This is a genomic window from Dietzia sp. WMMA184 (genome assembly GCF_002441635.1).
Lineage (GTDB): Bacteria > Actinomycetota > Actinomycetes > Mycobacteriales > Mycobacteriaceae > Dietzia > Dietzia kunjamensis.
This window is the reverse complement of the sequence record NZ_NXEI01000001.1, coordinates 1,188,489-1,201,979: the sequence shown is the minus strand read 5'-3', so window position 1 is coordinate 1,201,979 and position 13,491 is coordinate 1,188,489. Positions and strand designations below refer to the sequence as shown.

The window sequence follows — 13,491 nt, the reverse complement described above, 5'->3', positions numbered from 1 at the left end:
CGCGATGTTGTCCACAGGTCCCGGCGCGTCCACAGCGGGCCGGCTCCGCCTACGCGATCCGACGGACCCGGCGATGTTGCGCGAGAGTATCGCCGCATGACCAGCATCGATGAACTACGTTCCCGAATCCTGACCGCCGAAGGGTTGATCGCCGCCGGGCACAGCACGCAATCGCTCGCCCGGGCGGTGACGACAGGAGAGCTCGTGCGACTGCGGCCGGGTTTCTACGTGGAGGGCAGCGCCCGCGAACTCGAGAGGGGAGCACGTCATCTGCTGTCGGTTCTCGCCACGGACGCTGCACTGCACGGCCCCGTATTCACTCACTGGTCGGCCGCCATGATCCACTCGCTTCCGGATTGGGGGCTCCCACTTCGCAGAGTCGCGGTCTCCCGGCACGGACATGCGCAGCGGTCCAGGACCACCAGACTCCTGAGGCATGACCTGTGCCCGATCGCCCCGGACGAGATCGTCAATGTTGGAGGCATCTTCGTCACGTCTGCGGACCGGACGATCATCGACATCGCCCGGGGCTGTGATCCGGTTCCCGGCGTTGCGGTGGCTGACGCCGGACTGCAGCGGGAACTCGTCACAGAGGTCTCCTTGCGGGAGGCGCTGGACCGCGCCTCGGGACGGGCCGGTGTGAGGAGGGCTCGTACGGTGATCGGGATGACTGATCGGAGAAGTGAGAGCATCGCGGAGACGCGGAGTCGCCTCTACTTCGGTGAGTACGGGCTGCCGGAGCCCGAGACACAGGTCGAGATCTTCGACGACAACGGCCGCTTCATCGGCCGGGTGGACTTCCTGTGGCGGGAGCTCGGGGTCGTAGGAGAATGTGACGGGTTCGGGAAGTACTTCGACGGCGCCGACGAGATGGAAACCCGCCGCAGGCTCGGCGTGGAGAAGGACCGCGATGCGATCCTGACTGCCCTCGGGTACCGGGTGATCCACTGGCGATGGGCCGACTTCGAGCGACCTTGGTTACTCGTCCAGAGGATCCGGGCCGTCCTGCTCGCGGCAGAAGCCGCCTGAACTGGTCGCCGTCCACACCCGGGGGCGGGTTTCGGGTCAGTCGGACTGGGCTTCCTTCTCGGCCAGCCACAGGTAGGCGGTGAGCATCCGCTTGAGTTCGGTGACGGTGGCGTCGTGGATGTCCTCGCCACCGGCCGAACCGGTGCTCGCGCCGCCGGAGACCCCGCCGCCGTCCCCGGGGTCCGCGCTGGCGTGGCCCGGGGCCACGTGGCCCGCGCTGACCGAGAAGTTGAGCATCGAGTACGCCACGTGGACCAGCACCTCGGCCATGAACGCGCGGCGCTCACGCTCGGTGGCGGGCATGAGTGGGGCCAGCACGCTGGCGATCATCCGAGCGATCTCGCGCTCGTTCACCGCCGCCGTCGCGCGGGTGGCGGGAGTGGCCTGCGTCGCGAGCCAGACCGCCCGACGGGAGGGGTCGCGCAGCCACAGGTCTGCCAGGTGGTCGAGGAAGTCGTTGAGCAGTTCGGGCCAGTCCAGCGCCGGGATCTTCTGGGCGAATCGCTCGACCTCCTCGATCACCCCGTGGGCGTCCTGGCGGTCGAGCTCGCACACCAGCACGTACTTGTTGGCGAAGAACTGGTAGAGCGTGCCGATCGGAACGCCCGCACGTGAGGCGACCTCCTCGCACGTGAACGAGTCGAACCCCACCTCGACCAGCACTTCCCGGGCCGAGGACAGTAGCGCCTGGAACTTCTTGCGGCTGCGCTCCTGGATGGGCCGACGGCGGGGGACGAGGATGTTCGGTTCGTCCTGGACGGCCTCGTCGGTGGGATCCTGCGGCGGCTCCTGCGCGCGTTCGGACGGGTCGGTGGTCATGGGTGGGTCAGCCCTCCGCGGGATCGGATTCGGGCAACTCGATCTCGAGCAGCTTGGCGACCATCGCGACGTGACCCTTGGCGCGGACGTTGTACCGGGCCATCGACACGGTGCCGTCGGAGTCGACGACAAAGGTTGAGCGGATCACGCCCATCACCGTTTTGCCGTAGTTCTTCTTCTCGCCGAAGGCTCCCCACTCGGTGAGCATCGTCTTGTCCGGATCCGACAGGAGGGGGAACGTGATGCCGTACTTGTCGCGGAACCGCGCCAGCTTCTCGGGGGCGTCGGGGGAGACGCCGACCACGCCGAGGCCGGCGTCGTTCAACTGTTGCAGCGCGTTCTCGAAGTCCACGGTCTCAGTGGTGCAGCCCGGTGTCATCGCGGCCGGGTAGGCGTACACGAGGACCTTCCCGTGCTCGTCGAGGAGCTCCCGGAGCGACGTGGGTGTGCCGTCGGCGTCGGGGAGGGTGAAGGCGGGGGCCGTCTGGCCCACCTCGAGCCGTGGTGCGGTCACCGGTGCTCCTGGGGGTCGGGTCGGGGCGGCGGACCATCCCAACCTATCCGATGCTTCGGTGCACGGGCGCGGATCCACGCCGGGTGCAGTAGCGTGGGCGGGGTCAAGAACCCGCGGGGCGCCCCGCGGACGAGCGATCGACGGAGGTCTCGTGTCCAGGAGTTACGACAGCATCGAAGGCGACATCGCCAAGGCGCGTGACGATCTCGCGACGACCTTGGACGAGATCATCGACCGGGTGAATCCGAAGAACCTCGCGTCCGAGGGCAAGGAGCGCGCCACCGCGGCACTCAAGGACCCGCGCGTCCTGGCGGTGCTCGGGGGTATCGCGACGCTGGTCGTCGGCGGGATCACCGTGTCAATGGTCAACAAGCGCAAGGAGCGTCAGCGCATCGAGGCCTACCTGGCGGCCCGTCGCGCCCTCTGAGGCGACTGGCCTCCCCCGGGCGTCCGGAGCCCCGCCCGGGACCCTGCCCGGCAGGGGCATCCCCGCCCGACTCCCGAGAGCGTTCCGCCCACCCCCGTCACCGGGGGCGTGTGCGGGACGCTCTCGTCGTTTCCGTTCGGCCACCCGCATCGCCCCGTCCGACCGGGCACCAGTCGAGTCCCGCTCTGGCGAGGCGATCCGGCGCGCCTCAGGCGGCCCGGCGCACGAAAAAACCCCGGGTCGTGGACCCGGGGCTTTCTCTGTTGTGCGCCATCAGGGACTCGAACCCCGAACCCGCTGATTAAGAGTCAGCTGCTCTGCCAATTGAGCTAATGGCGCTTGCTTGGTGCGAGAGAAACAGTAACAGCAGCCGAGTCGGTTCACGAAATCGCCTGTTCACGAGGGGTGAATCGGGGTTGTGGACACTGCCTGCCCTGGTGTTTCGATATGGAGTGCGGCGATGTGACCAGGCATACTGGAGGGGACATCTTCTCGGCCGCGGCTGCGTCCGGGGGGAAGCGCACGTCGGAAGGGGCATCAGTGAACGTGAGCACAACGGATCGGACGGGGCGGCGAGCGACCGGAATCCGGTCGAAGGCCCGCCTCGGACTGGCCGTGGTGTTCACGGGGACGCTCCTGCTCACGGGCTGCACCATCGGCGACGGCGGTCCGCAGGACACGCAGGTCGCGGAGGCTCCTGCGGAGCCCTCTGCCGTGATCGACCTGTCGGTGGCGGAGGGTTCCACCGACGCCAACCCGGTCGAGCCCATCGTGCTCACCGCCAGGGACGGCCGGTTCGACTCGGTCGTGATGCGCAATCCCGAGGGTCTCGAGGTCGGGGGTGAGTTCAACCCCGAGCTCACCGAGTGGCGCACCACCGAGGAGCTCGGCTACGGCCGCCAGTACACGCTGGAGTCGACCGCCACGGACGAGGCCGGCCTGGTCACCCGGAAAAACGCCAGCTTCACCACGCTGACGCCCACCATCATGACGGCGGCCTACCTGACCACGGGTGAGGGATCCGTCGTGGGTATCGGGCAGCCGGTCGCGGTGATGTTCGACGAGCCGATCGCGGACCGTCGGGCGGCCCAGGACAACATCCACATCACGACCGAGCCCGCGGTCGAGGGTGCGTTCTACTGGGTCTCCGACCAGGAGGTCCGCTGGCGTCCGGCCGAGTACTGGGCGCCCGGCACCAAGATCGACGTCCGCGTCGACATCTACGGCCAGGACCTCGGTGGCGGGATGTACGGCCAGCAGGACGCCCAGAGCAGCTTCGAGATCGGCGACGCCGTGATCTCCCGGGTGGACGACTCCACCAAGCAGATCGTCATCGAGCGCAACGGCGAGGTCGTCAAGACCATGCCCACCTCGATGGGCAAGGCCGCCACCCCGACCCCCAACGGGGTCTACGTGATCGGTGAGAAGCACGCCTCGATGATCATGGACTCGTCGACGTACGGCGTGGCCGTGGACTCGGCCGAGGGGTATCGCACCCCGGTGCAGTACGCGACCCGGATGTCCTACAGCGGCATCTTCGTCCACGCCGCGCCGTGGTCGGTCTGGGCGCAGGGAAGCCAGAACACGAGCCACGGCTGCCTCAACGTCACCACGGCGGACGCGAAGTGGTTCTACGACAACGCCAAGCGCGGCGACGTCTTCGAGGTCACCGGCACGGTGGGCGACACGCTGCCGGGCTGGGACGGCCTGGGCGACTGGAACGTCCCGTGGGAGACCTGGAAGGCCGGTAACGCCGATCAGGGCGCGGCCTGAGCCGATGGATTCCTCCCGGCTGGGCCTGTGTATCGGCATCGGGATGGGGATCGGCGTGGCGTTCGGGGCCGCGCTGGACAATATCGGGCTGGGCGTGGCCCTGGGCCCGTCGGTCGGTGTCATGATCTGGGCGGTGGAGGCCGCCCATCGCGAGTCGCGCGGCCCCGGTGGTGACGAGCTCGACGCGGGGACCGGCGACAGTCGGGACCTCGAGTAGAACCCCCGGGTGACCGGCGGGCCCCGAGGGCAGAGGTGAGAACCGCGAGGGCAGTGGTGAGAACCCCGTGGCGGGGTTCAGGACGACTTCAGGACGACGACGACGACGACGAGGTGGGCGACCTCGGATCGCGCTCTGCGGCAGCCCGGTACAGCGCGCGTCCGGGTGCGGCGGTGAGGCCGTGCGCGACGGTACTGGCCACGACGATCAGCGTGCCCGCACCGAGCAGTACCGGGTCCGCACCCGCGCGGGAGGCCTCCTCCGTCAGGTAGAAGACCGCCGCGACGCCGACGGGCCCGAACCAGCCGAGGTAGGCGGCGCCCCGAGGCTTCAGCCCCAGCGGCTTCATCACGGCGAGGATCAGTGGCGGCCGGCGCAGCAGCAGCACCGCGGCCGTGAGCCACACCGCGCCCCATCCGAGCCGGCCCCACTCGACCCACGGGATCATCGCGCCGAGGGCGACGAAGAAGGGGATCACCGCGAACTGGTTGACGGCCTCGTCGATCTCGACCTCGGTCCGGCGTTCACTGCCGGAGCTGGTGACGTTGAACGCGAGTCCGGCGACGAACGCGCCGAAGATGCCGTTGACCCCGATGATGCCCGATACTCCCAGGACGAGCAGCGCCAGGAGGAGTGTGTACAGCAGAATCGGCCCGGTCTCGGTGTCGTGGTGTCGCTCCGAGAAGTGCAGCGCTTTGGCGGCCGCCACGCCCGCGATGATCCCTACGACGAGGGCGCCCGCGATCTGCCAGGCGGCCTCACCAGCCGCCTGCCCGGCGGTGAGCGGGGTGGCGACCGCCAGGGCGACCAGGACGAGGGGGAGGGCGAGTCCGTCGTTCGCGCCCGATTCGAGCGACAGTAGTTGGCGGTCGTGCTCCGGCAGGTCCTCCTCGGCCTCCTCTCCGGTGACGACGCTCGACGCGAGGACGGGGTCGGTGGGGCAGATGGCGGTTCCGAACAGCAGTGCGAGTGCGAAGGGGATGCCGAGCACCCACATCGCCAGCCCGGTGGAGACGAGCGCCATCCCGGGCAGGACGAGCACCAGCAGCAACGCGAGTCGACGCCAGTGGGTCCTGATCGCCGAGAAGGGGTACCGCAGGGCCACGCCCATCACCGAGATGGCCAGGAGGATCTCCGCGCCGTGGTGGAGGGTCGCATGTTCGGCGACGATGTCGGGCACGTCGAGCACCCCGAGGACTGCCGGCCCCAGGACGATCCCGGCGGCGAGCGCGAGCAGTGGCTCCGTCACGGGCCACTGGCGTAGTCGTGCGGAGAACGCCACGATCACCACCCCGAGCGCCCCGACGATCGCCAGCAACACATCGAGCGTGGACAACGGTTCCTCCCCGGGTCAGTCGGATCACCCCGCACCATAGGAGAGCCCGGGCGCTTGCGCATCCGTGCCCCTCGCCCGTCGCCGCCCTCCGCCCGCCGCGGGGCGGGCACCTGCAAGAGTGATCCCATGACCGAGCGCGAGATCACCCGGCCCGTCGACCTGGCCCGCGGCCACCGGCTCAACCCGGAGGCGGTGGGCTGGTCCCGGTCGCCCGTGCACCGCACGCGGATCGCCGGCTGGGGCCGCACCAAGCGCTGGGAGTACTGGGGGATCGTCACGGACCGTTTCGTGGTGGGGCTGACGGTGGCGGGTCTGGACTACCTGGCCAACTGCGCGGTCTACGTCCTGGACCGCCGGACGGGCGTGGCGACGACCCGCAGCGGGATCCGGCCCCTGCACCGGCCCCGCTTCGGCGACGACCCCGGTGACGGGACCCTCCACGCGTCGGCCGGCGTGGGTGCGGGGCGCGTGGGGATCGAGGTCGACGACGACGACGAGGGCCGCACCTCCATCCGTGTGCAGGCGCGGGGACTGCAGGTGAGCCTGGAGGTCGAGCGCGCGGGCCATGACAGTCTCGCGGTGGTGGTGCCGTGGAGTGAGCGCCGGTTCCAGTACACGCTCAAGGATCTCGCCAATCCCGTCACCGGCACGGTGACCCTGGACGGCACGACGCACGACCTCGGCAATGGGTGGGCGGTCCTGGACCGCGGGCGTGGCCGCTGGCGCTACGCCACCACCTGGAACTGGGGCGCCGGCAGCGGGGTGGTGGACGGCTCGACACGCGCGATCCAGGTCGGTGGGAAGTGGACGGACGGCACCGGGTCCACCGAGAACGGGATCCTGGTGGACGGCCGGATGCACAAGCTCGGCGAGGACCTGCGGTGGAGCTACGACCTCACGGATCCGGCGGGGGCCTGGCGGGTGCGGGGCGAGCGCCTCGACGCGACGCTCACGCCGTTCCATCTGCGCCGCGACATCACCGAGCTCGGTGTGCTGGCGGTGAAGACGCACCAGGCCTTCGGCGTCTGGAGCGGCACCGGGGTGCTGGACGACGGGTCGCAGGTCTCGCTCGACGGGCTGGTCGGCTGGGCGGAGCAGTCCCGCAACCGCTGGTAACGCTCTGCTTTGGTCCTGATGTGATCGGCGTTTCAGCGTGGTACGAATAGATTTCCTCGACGTAAGGCTGCTCATGCGCTCGATCCTCGCTATTGCCGCCGTGGCACTTCTTGCCCTTGCTGGATGTTCCAGCCCGAGTGCCGAGCCCGAAGCCACGCAGACCACAGAGGTGATCACCACCGCTCCAGTTGAGCCCACCGAGACCTCGATCGCGCTAGGTGAGCCGTTCACCATCAACGGTCCGAACTACACCGCGGACGTCACGATTGAGCGCGTCTACCTTCCCGCACAGTGCGGCGATTACCCGAACACCAATATCGCCCTCGAAGTAGACGTGGAAGTCGTGACCGGAGACGGAACGAGGGAAGTGTTGAACACGGGGACCATTCGCGAACGGGATCCGGACGGGTACATCACGCGGGATCGGACGGTGTCGACTACCTGTGGGGACATTGAGGAGTTGGATGCGCGGGACGTACAGAGTGGTAACAAGTTCCGTGGGGTGCGGTGGCTCCACGACGACGTCAACCCTGAATCGGAGATCCTGATAAACACCCCGACACCGCAGGGCGACCCGATCGCTGAAGTCTTCGTCCTCGACCTTGCTGAGATTGACATACAGTCGGCGTCATTGACCCCTGATCCGCCGGCAGCGCCTGTACCTCCAGCAGCAGCACCTGCTCAGTCATCCCCGGCTGCTGCTGCCGAACCGTACGTCGTTGAATGCCTCTTCGGTACTCCTGGGCCGTCCCGGATGTCGGACGGGACGATTCAGAGCACCGATTACTGCGCCAATCAGCCAGGCGCAGCCGAGAGCCGGTACTTGGAGGGGAACTGCTCAGATATGGCGTGGCGGCAGGGGATGGGCCTTGAGGGTGATCGCCTCTGCGGATCGTCTCTCTTCGAAGACGGCGCCCTGGGCGGCAACTAGGTTCGAAATGACGAGAAGCCGCCCCCGCCAAGCTAGGTGGGGGCGGCTCCTTCATCTCTTGCGGCGAAAGGCGAATGGCGGGTGACGCGCACGAAGTGCGCGTCACCCGCCATTCAGTCGGGGTGGCTGACGGGGCTCGAACCCGCGACATCCAGAATCACAATCTGGTGCTCTACCAGCTGAACTACAGCCACCACCGCCGTCCTCGCGGACAGCGCTGACGACTTTACCCCGTGGGGCCCGTCGCCGAGAAATCCGCAGGTGGGGTCAGTAGCCGCGACCCGGACGGGCGTCAGTCGACCGCGGGCAGGTCGGCGGCGGCCTGCTTGACCTCGTCGCTGGTCGGGCCGGGCTGGGGGACGAACGCGGTGGCCCGGTAGTACGCGAGCTCGCGGATGGATTCCTTGATGTCCGCCAGGGCCCGGTGCGACATGCCCTTCTCCGGCTGGCCGAAGTAGATGCGGGGGTACCAGCGGCGGCACAGTTCCTTGATGGAGCTGACGTCGATCATCCGGTAGTGCAGGTACGAGTTGAGCTCGGGCATGTCCCGGGCGAGGAACCCGCGGTCTGTGCCGATCGAGTTGCCCGCCAGGGGAGCGGACCCCGCCACCGGGACCCACTCGCGGATGTAGGCGAGGACCTGCTCCTCGGCCTCGGCGACCGTCACCGTGGACTCGCGGATCTCCTCGGTCAGGCCGGAGGAGGCGTGCATGTCGCGTACGACCGGCACCATCGCGTCGAGCTCGGCGTCGGGGGCGTGGATGACGATGTCGATCCCGTCGCCGAGAACGTTGAGCTCGGAGTCGGTCACCAGCGCGGCGATCTCCACGAGCGCGTCGGACTTAATGTCGAGGCCGGTCATCTCGCAGTCGATCCAGACGATGCGGTCGTTCTTGGACTCCTGGTGGGGAGTCGGCGAGGACGTGGGGGCAGGAGTCTCGGCGGAGGTCGGCTCTGGCATCACTCGACTATATCGCCGCAGGCTCGCGGGCCCCGCGCGGGACGATCAGCCCTCCTGCTGCCCCTCGCCGAGCTTGGCGTAGAACTTTCCGACGATCGGCGCCATGATGCCGCGCGGGGTGTAGTTCCCGGCCACGGACATCGCCTGGCTCAGCGGGCCGGGGACGATGCGCATCTTGTTGCGGGCGAGCGCGTCCAGTGAGACGCGGGCGGTGTACTCGGTGTCCACCCAGAGCCGGTCGGGGACGAGGCGGTCGACGAAGGTCTTCTCCTCCTCGGCGATCTCCTCGGTGCGCACCGGGCCGGGTGCCAGCAGCGTGACGGTGACGCCGGAGCCCTTGAGCTCACCCCGCAACGACTCGGAGAAGGTGTTGAGGAAGGCCTTGGACGCGGCGTAGGTGGCGTTGTTGGGGATCGGCATGTTGCCGGCCGCGGAGCCGACGTTGAGGATCGCCCCCGAGCGCCGCTCGACCATCCCGGGCAACACCGCCAGGACCAGGTCGTGGCACGCCACCGCGTTGACCTGCACCTGGTGCTTCTCGTACTGCGGGTCCAGCGAGGCGACGGGGCCGAAGGTGGCGATGCCGGCGTTGTTGCACAGGACCGAGATCTCGCGCCCGGCCAGCTCGTCCAGCAGCGGTTGCCGTGCGGCGGGGTCGGCGAGGTCGCACGCGCGGACCTCCACGGCCACGCCGAACTCGCCCTCGAGCCGGGCGGCCAGCTCCTGCAACACGGCCTCGCGTCGGGCCACCACGATCAGCGAGTGCCCACGCCGGGCGAGTTCGGTGGCCAGGGCCATGCCGATCCCCGAGGAGGCGCCGGTGACGACTGCTCGGTTCGACGCGGTGGGCGTGGGCAGGGACATAGGGCTCCTCGGGTCTTCCACTCGGCTCGCCCGCGTACGGCGGGTGTGGCAGCGCTGACCTTACCCGCGTGCCGCCCTCCGGAGCGTGGTGGAGGTCCTAGCCTGATCGGCGTGAGCAGCATCGGAACACCGCCCCCGTCATCGACCACCTCGTCGTCGTCACCATCGCGCCGTGGCGTCGCCCGCGGGCAGGTCCTGGCCTGGGGGACGTGGGACTGGGGGTCGGCGGCGTTCAACGCGGTGATCGTCACCTTCGTGTTCTCCGTCTACCTGACCGACTCGGTGGGTGCGGACCTCGACGGGCCGTTCTCGGCCGCCACGTGGCTGTCGATCTCCATCGCCGTGGCCGGGCTGGTCATCGCCCTCACCGCGCCGGTGATGGGCCAACGCGCCGACCGCGGGGGCCGGCGCCGCCGCGCGCTGGGCCTCTGGACCTACGCGACGGTGCTGCTCACTGCGCTGATGTTCCTCGTCGATTCCGACGCGCCCTACCCGTGGTTCTTCGTCGGCCTGGTGCTGCTGGCGGTCGGGTCGATCACGTTCGAGTTCGCCGAGGTCGCCTACTTCGCGATGCTGCGCCAGGTCTCCACGCCGTCCACCGTCGGCCGCGTGTCCGGGTTCGGGTGGGCGATGGGGTACTTCGGCGGGATCTTCCTGCTGCTCGCGGCGTTCGTCGGCTTCATCTACGGTGACGGCCCCGTGCGCGGGGTGTTCGGCATCACCACCGACGGTGGCCTCAACGTGCGGCTGGTCTGCCTCGTCGCCGCCGTGTGGTTCGCCCTGTTCGCGCTGCCGGTGCTGCGGTCGGTGCCCGAGCACCGCCCGGGGGCGGGGAGGAGCGACGACGACGCCCTCGACAGCGACGACGACGAGCCCGGCTTCCTCGAGTCGTATCGCATCCTCTGGCGCGACCTCAAGGCTCTCTGGCGGCGGGATCCGCGGACGGTGAGGTTCCTCCTCGCGAGCGCGATCTTCCGGGACGGGCTGGCGGGGGTGTTCACCTTCGGGGCGATCCTGGCCGTGACGGTCTACGGACTCGCCCCGGGGGACGTCCTGATCTTCGGCGTCGCGGCCAACGTCGTCGCGGCGCTGGGGGCGGCTGTCGCGGGACTGATCGACGACACGGTGGGCCCCAAGGCGGTGATCATCGGGTCGCTGGTGGCGATGATCGCGACCATGACCGTCCTGCTGGTCGTGGACGGCACGGGCATGTTCTGGATCTTCGGGCTGCTGATGTGCCTGTTCGTGGGGCCCGCGCAGTCCGCGTCCCGGTCATTCCTGGCGCGGCTGGCCCCGCCGGGCGGCGACGGCCAGATGTTCGGCCTCTACGCCACCACCGGCCGTGCGGTCTCGTTCCTCGCGCCGGCGATGTTCGGGCTGTTCACGTGGGCCTTCTCCGCCGACCGCGCGGGCATCGCCGGGATAGGGCTGGTGCTGCTGGTGGGGCTGCTCCTGCTGCTGCCGGTGCGCACCCCGAGCCGCGCCGAGGCGGAGAGCACCTGGGAGGACGCGGAGCCCGCAGGCTGAAAGGTCCGGGGAGTGCGGTCAGAGCCGGCCGGCGTTCAGCAGGTCCAGCACCGCGGCGGCGTCGTCGACGATCTCCGAGAACCCGGCGGCGCGGAACTCCGAGTCGCCGATGCCGCCCGTGCGCACCGCGACCGAACGTATGCCCAGCTTGGTCGCCGCGATCGCGTCCCAGGTCGCGTCGCCGACCATGACGGCATCCGCGGCGTCGACACCGGAGCGCTCCAGGGCGATCTCGACGATCGTGGGATCGGGCTTGGCCCGGTCGACGTCCTCACCGGTCGTCACGGCGTCCACGTAGTCGTCGATGTCGAGCAACTCGCGGGCCTCGGCGAACTCCGACGGCGGCGCGGACGTGGCCAGCACAGTGATCCACCCCTGCTGCTTGGCGCCGCGCACGAGGTCGCGGGCACCGGGGAGCACCCGCAGCGACTCGGCCTGTTCGGCGTAGTACTCACCGTGCAGGTCCTTGGCCCGGCCCGCGATGCTCTCGCGCTCCTCGTCGTCGTCGATCCCCGCGATATCGAGCAGCTCCTCCACGATCGTCGAACCGTCCTTGCCGATCCGACGGTGGACGTCCACGAACGGCACCGGCGCACCGGCCTCGGCGAGAGCGCGGACCCAGGTCCAGACATGCACGTAGGTCGAATCCACGAGGGTGCCGTCGACGTCGAGGAGGAGAGCGCGCTGGGTAGTCATGTGTTCGACGGTGCCGCGCCCCGCGCCGGCCGGCAACCGCTTGCTGGTGTGGCGTCGGGCACGTGTGGCGGCGTCGATCCGACGCGGGGACCGGTGGCATCGCGGACCGGCCGCGCGCACGATCGATAGGCATGACCCGATTCGGATACACCCTCATGACCGAACAGTCCGGCCCCAAGGAACTCGTGCGCTACGCGGCCAAGGCCGAGCAGGCGGGGTTCGACTTCGAGGTGGCCTCGGACCACTACTTCCCCTGGCTCAGATCGCAGGGGCACGCGCCGTACGTGTGGAGCGTGCTCGGGGCGGTCGCGCACGTCACCGAACGGGTCGACCTGTGCACCTACGTCACCTGCCCGATCCTGCGCTACCACCCGGCCGTGGTGGCGCAGAAGGCCGCGACGATGCAGATCATGTCCGACGGCCGGTTCATGCTCGGCATCGGCGCGGGGGAGAACCTCAACGAGCACGTCGTCGGGCAGCGCTGGCCGTCGGTCGACGAGCGCCACGAGATGACCGTCGAGGCGCTGGAGATCATCCGAGAACTGTTCGACGGCGGCCTCGTCACCTACTCGGGCGAGCACTTCCGCGTGGACTCCGCCCGACTGTGGGATCTACCCGACAAGCGCGTGCCGATCGGCGTGGCCGCCGGCGGCGAGAAGGCCCTCGCGCACCTCGGACCGCTGGGCGACCACCTCATCGCCACCGAGCCCGAGAGCAGCTACATCGAGAAGTGGAACGGCCTCGAGGGCCAGACCCGGATCGGCGACGGTGCCCGCGCGATCGCGCAGATCCCCATCAGCTGGGACCCCGACTCGGAGTCCGCCGCTGTCGAGCGCGCCCACGACCAGTTCCGGTGGTTCGCCGGCGGGTGGGCCATGAACTCCGACCTGCCGACCACGGCCGGGTTCGCCGCCGCCACCCAGTTCATCCGCCCCGAGGACGTGGGGGAGCAGCTGGCGTGCGGGCCCGACCTCGACGCGATCGTCGAGAAGGTGCGGCCCTACTGGGAGGCCGGGTACACCGACATCGCGCTGATCCAGATCGGCGACTCCACCCTCGACCGGTTCCTTGAGGAGGCGGCCGAGCCGCTGCTGGCGCGGCTGCGGGAGGCCGCGGGCTGATCGCGGGGCCACGCAGTGGCTGTCCGGCCGGCCGGGGCGAGTGCCTCGGTCGGCCGGGCCCTTCGCGACGTCCCGCGGTCAGTGCTCGGCGCGGCCCTGCATGGCGGAACTGCCCAGATCGCTGCCGGTTAGCTCGGCCCCCGACGAGACGGACTCGACC

The 13,491-nt window shown here is 69.4% G+C and carries 14 protein-coding genes and 2 tRNA genes; 8 read left to right on the top strand and 8 right to left on the bottom strand.

Translation table 11 applies throughout. From position 1 onward, the window contains the following. Window positions 1-96: 96 nt before the first annotated feature. Window positions 97-1,029 carry a type IV toxin-antitoxin system AbiEi family antitoxin domain-containing protein gene (locus CK206_RS05555; RefSeq protein ID WP_096905817.1) on the top strand — a complete coding sequence of 311 codons (933 nt, stop codon included), beginning with the start codon at window positions 97-99 and terminating at the stop codon, window positions 1,027-1,029. A 36-nt stretch (window positions 1,030-1,065) separates the two neighbouring features. Here CK206_RS05555 and CK206_RS05550 read toward each other — a convergent pair whose 3' ends face one another. Continuing rightward, the gene (locus tag CK206_RS05550) at window positions 1,066-1,848 is read right to left on the bottom strand and encodes a TetR/AcrR family transcriptional regulator (RefSeq protein ID WP_069388534.1); all 783 of its coding nucleotides are present in this window, start codon (window positions 1,846-1,848) and stop codon (window positions 1,066-1,068) included. A gap of 7 nt (window positions 1,849-1,855) precedes the next feature. Further along, window positions 1,856-2,362, bottom strand: coding sequence for a peroxiredoxin (locus tag CK206_RS05545; RefSeq protein WP_083249479.1), 507 nt, complete (start codon window positions 2,360-2,362; stop codon window positions 1,856-1,858). A gap of 151 nt (window positions 2,363-2,513) precedes the next feature. Here CK206_RS05545 and CK206_RS05540 point away from each other — a divergent pair, with 151 nt between their 5' ends. Further along, window positions 2,514-2,789: a DUF3618 domain-containing protein gene (locus tag CK206_RS05540; protein WP_067719851.1), complete on the top strand. Its 276-nt coding sequence runs from the start codon at window positions 2,514-2,516 to the stop codon at window positions 2,787-2,789. 266 nt (window positions 2,790-3,055) lie between these two features. Here CK206_RS05540 and CK206_RS05535 read toward each other — a convergent pair. Further along, window positions 3,056-3,128: transfer RNA gene (locus CK206_RS05535), tRNA-Lys, on the bottom strand. A 201-nt stretch (window positions 3,129-3,329) separates the two neighbouring features. On the opposite strand from CK206_RS05535, the gene CK206_RS05530 reads away from it, so the two are divergent. Continuing rightward, a complete protein-coding gene (locus CK206_RS05530) occupies window positions 3,330-4,562 on the top strand; it encodes an Ig-like domain-containing protein (protein ID WP_254050490.1) in 1,233 nt (410 codons plus the stop codon). A gap of 4 nt (window positions 4,563-4,566) precedes the next feature. Beyond that, window positions 4,567-4,779, top strand: coding sequence for a hypothetical protein (locus CK206_RS05525; RefSeq protein WP_096905816.1), 213 nt, complete (start codon window positions 4,567-4,569; stop codon window positions 4,777-4,779). Between the two features lie 88 nt (window positions 4,780-4,867). Here CK206_RS05525 and CK206_RS05520 read toward each other — a convergent pair whose 3' ends face one another. Beyond that, window positions 4,868-6,115 (bottom strand): cation:proton antiporter, encoded by a 1,248-nt coding sequence (locus tag CK206_RS05520; RefSeq protein WP_096905815.1) that lies wholly within the window; start codon window positions 6,113-6,115, stop codon window positions 4,868-4,870. Between the two features lie 126 nt (window positions 6,116-6,241). On the opposite strand from CK206_RS05520, the gene CK206_RS05515 reads away from it, so the two are divergent. Both CK206_RS05515 and CK206_RS05510 read left to right on the top strand, forming a co-directional pair. After that, the gene (locus CK206_RS05515; RefSeq protein ID WP_096905814.1) at window positions 6,242-7,231 is read left to right on the top strand and encodes a DUF2804 domain-containing protein; all 990 of its coding nucleotides are present in this window, start codon (window positions 6,242-6,244) and stop codon (window positions 7,229-7,231) included. A 73-nt stretch (window positions 7,232-7,304) separates the two neighbouring features. Next, complete coding sequence (locus CK206_RS05510) at window positions 7,305-8,162, top strand: hypothetical protein (RefSeq protein WP_254050489.1); 858 nt, start codon at window positions 7,305-7,307, stop codon at window positions 8,160-8,162. A gap of 121 nt (window positions 8,163-8,283) precedes the next feature. On the opposite strand, the gene CK206_RS05505 is transcribed toward CK206_RS05510, so the two are convergent. From CK206_RS05505 to cmrA, 3 genes are all read right to left on the bottom strand, one after another. Beyond that, window positions 8,284-8,356: transfer RNA gene (locus CK206_RS05505), tRNA-His, on the bottom strand. A gap of 98 nt (window positions 8,357-8,454) precedes the next feature. Beyond that, window positions 8,455-9,123 carry an oligoribonuclease gene (gene orn / locus CK206_RS05500; protein WP_096905813.1) on the bottom strand — a complete coding sequence of 223 codons (669 nt, stop codon included), beginning with the start codon at window positions 9,121-9,123 and terminating at the stop codon, window positions 8,455-8,457. Between the two features lie 45 nt (window positions 9,124-9,168). Next, window positions 9,169-9,987: a mycolate reductase gene (gene cmrA / locus CK206_RS05495; protein WP_096905812.1), complete on the bottom strand. Its 819-nt coding sequence runs from the start codon at window positions 9,985-9,987 to the stop codon at window positions 9,169-9,171. Between the two features lie 195 nt (window positions 9,988-10,182). On the opposite strand from cmrA, the gene CK206_RS05490 reads away from it, so the two are divergent. Then, entirely contained in the window at window positions 10,183-11,514 is a 1,332-nt protein-coding gene (locus tag CK206_RS05490) for an MFS transporter (protein WP_254050675.1), read from the top strand. Between the two features lie 18 nt (window positions 11,515-11,532). Here the strand turns inward: CK206_RS05490 and CK206_RS05485 are convergent, their stop codons facing one another. Further along, the gene (locus CK206_RS05485; RefSeq protein ID WP_096907301.1) at window positions 11,533-12,210 is read right to left on the bottom strand and encodes an HAD family hydrolase; all 678 of its coding nucleotides are present in this window, start codon (window positions 12,208-12,210) and stop codon (window positions 11,533-11,535) included. Between the two features lie 131 nt (window positions 12,211-12,341). Between CK206_RS05485 and CK206_RS05480 the strand changes: the two genes are divergently transcribed. Then, window positions 12,342-13,331 (top strand): TIGR03557 family F420-dependent LLM class oxidoreductase, encoded by a 990-nt coding sequence (locus CK206_RS05480; protein WP_096905811.1) that lies wholly within the window; start codon window positions 12,342-12,344, stop codon window positions 13,329-13,331. Window positions 13,332-13,491 lie beyond the last annotated feature (160 nt).

Bases quoted from the DNA above. Each gene is read 5' to 3' on its own strand.
- CK206_RS05485 (WP_096907301.1), bottom strand. From the start codon at position 12,210: ATGACTACCCAGCGCGCTCTCCTCCTCGACGTCGACGGCACCCTCGTG.
- CK206_RS05525 (WP_096905816.1), top strand. From the start codon at position 4,567: ATGGATTCCTCCCGGCTGGGCCTGTGTATCGGCATCGGGATGGGGATC.
- CK206_RS05510 (WP_254050489.1), top strand. From the start codon at position 7,305: ATGCGCTCGATCCTCGCTATTGCCGCCGTGGCACTTCTTGCCCTTGCT.
- cmrA (WP_096905812.1), bottom strand. From the start codon at position 9,987: ATGTCCCTGCCCACGCCCACCGCGTCGAACCGAGCAGTCGTCACCGGC.
- CK206_RS05515 (WP_096905814.1), top strand. From the start codon at position 6,242: ATGACCGAGCGCGAGATCACCCGGCCCGTCGACCTGGCCCGCGGCCAC.
- CK206_RS05550 (WP_069388534.1), bottom strand. From the start codon at position 1,848: ATGACCACCGACCCGTCCGAACGCGCGCAGGAGCCGCCGCAGGATCCC.
- orn (WP_096905813.1), bottom strand. From the start codon at position 9,123: ATGCCAGAGCCGACCTCCGCCGAGACTCCTGCCCCCACGTCCTCGCCG.
- CK206_RS05555 (WP_096905817.1), top strand. From the start codon at position 97: ATGACCAGCATCGATGAACTACGTTCCCGAATCCTGACCGCCGAAGGG.
- CK206_RS05480 (WP_096905811.1), top strand. From the start codon at position 12,342: ATGACCCGATTCGGATACACCCTCATGACCGAACAGTCCGGCCCCAAG.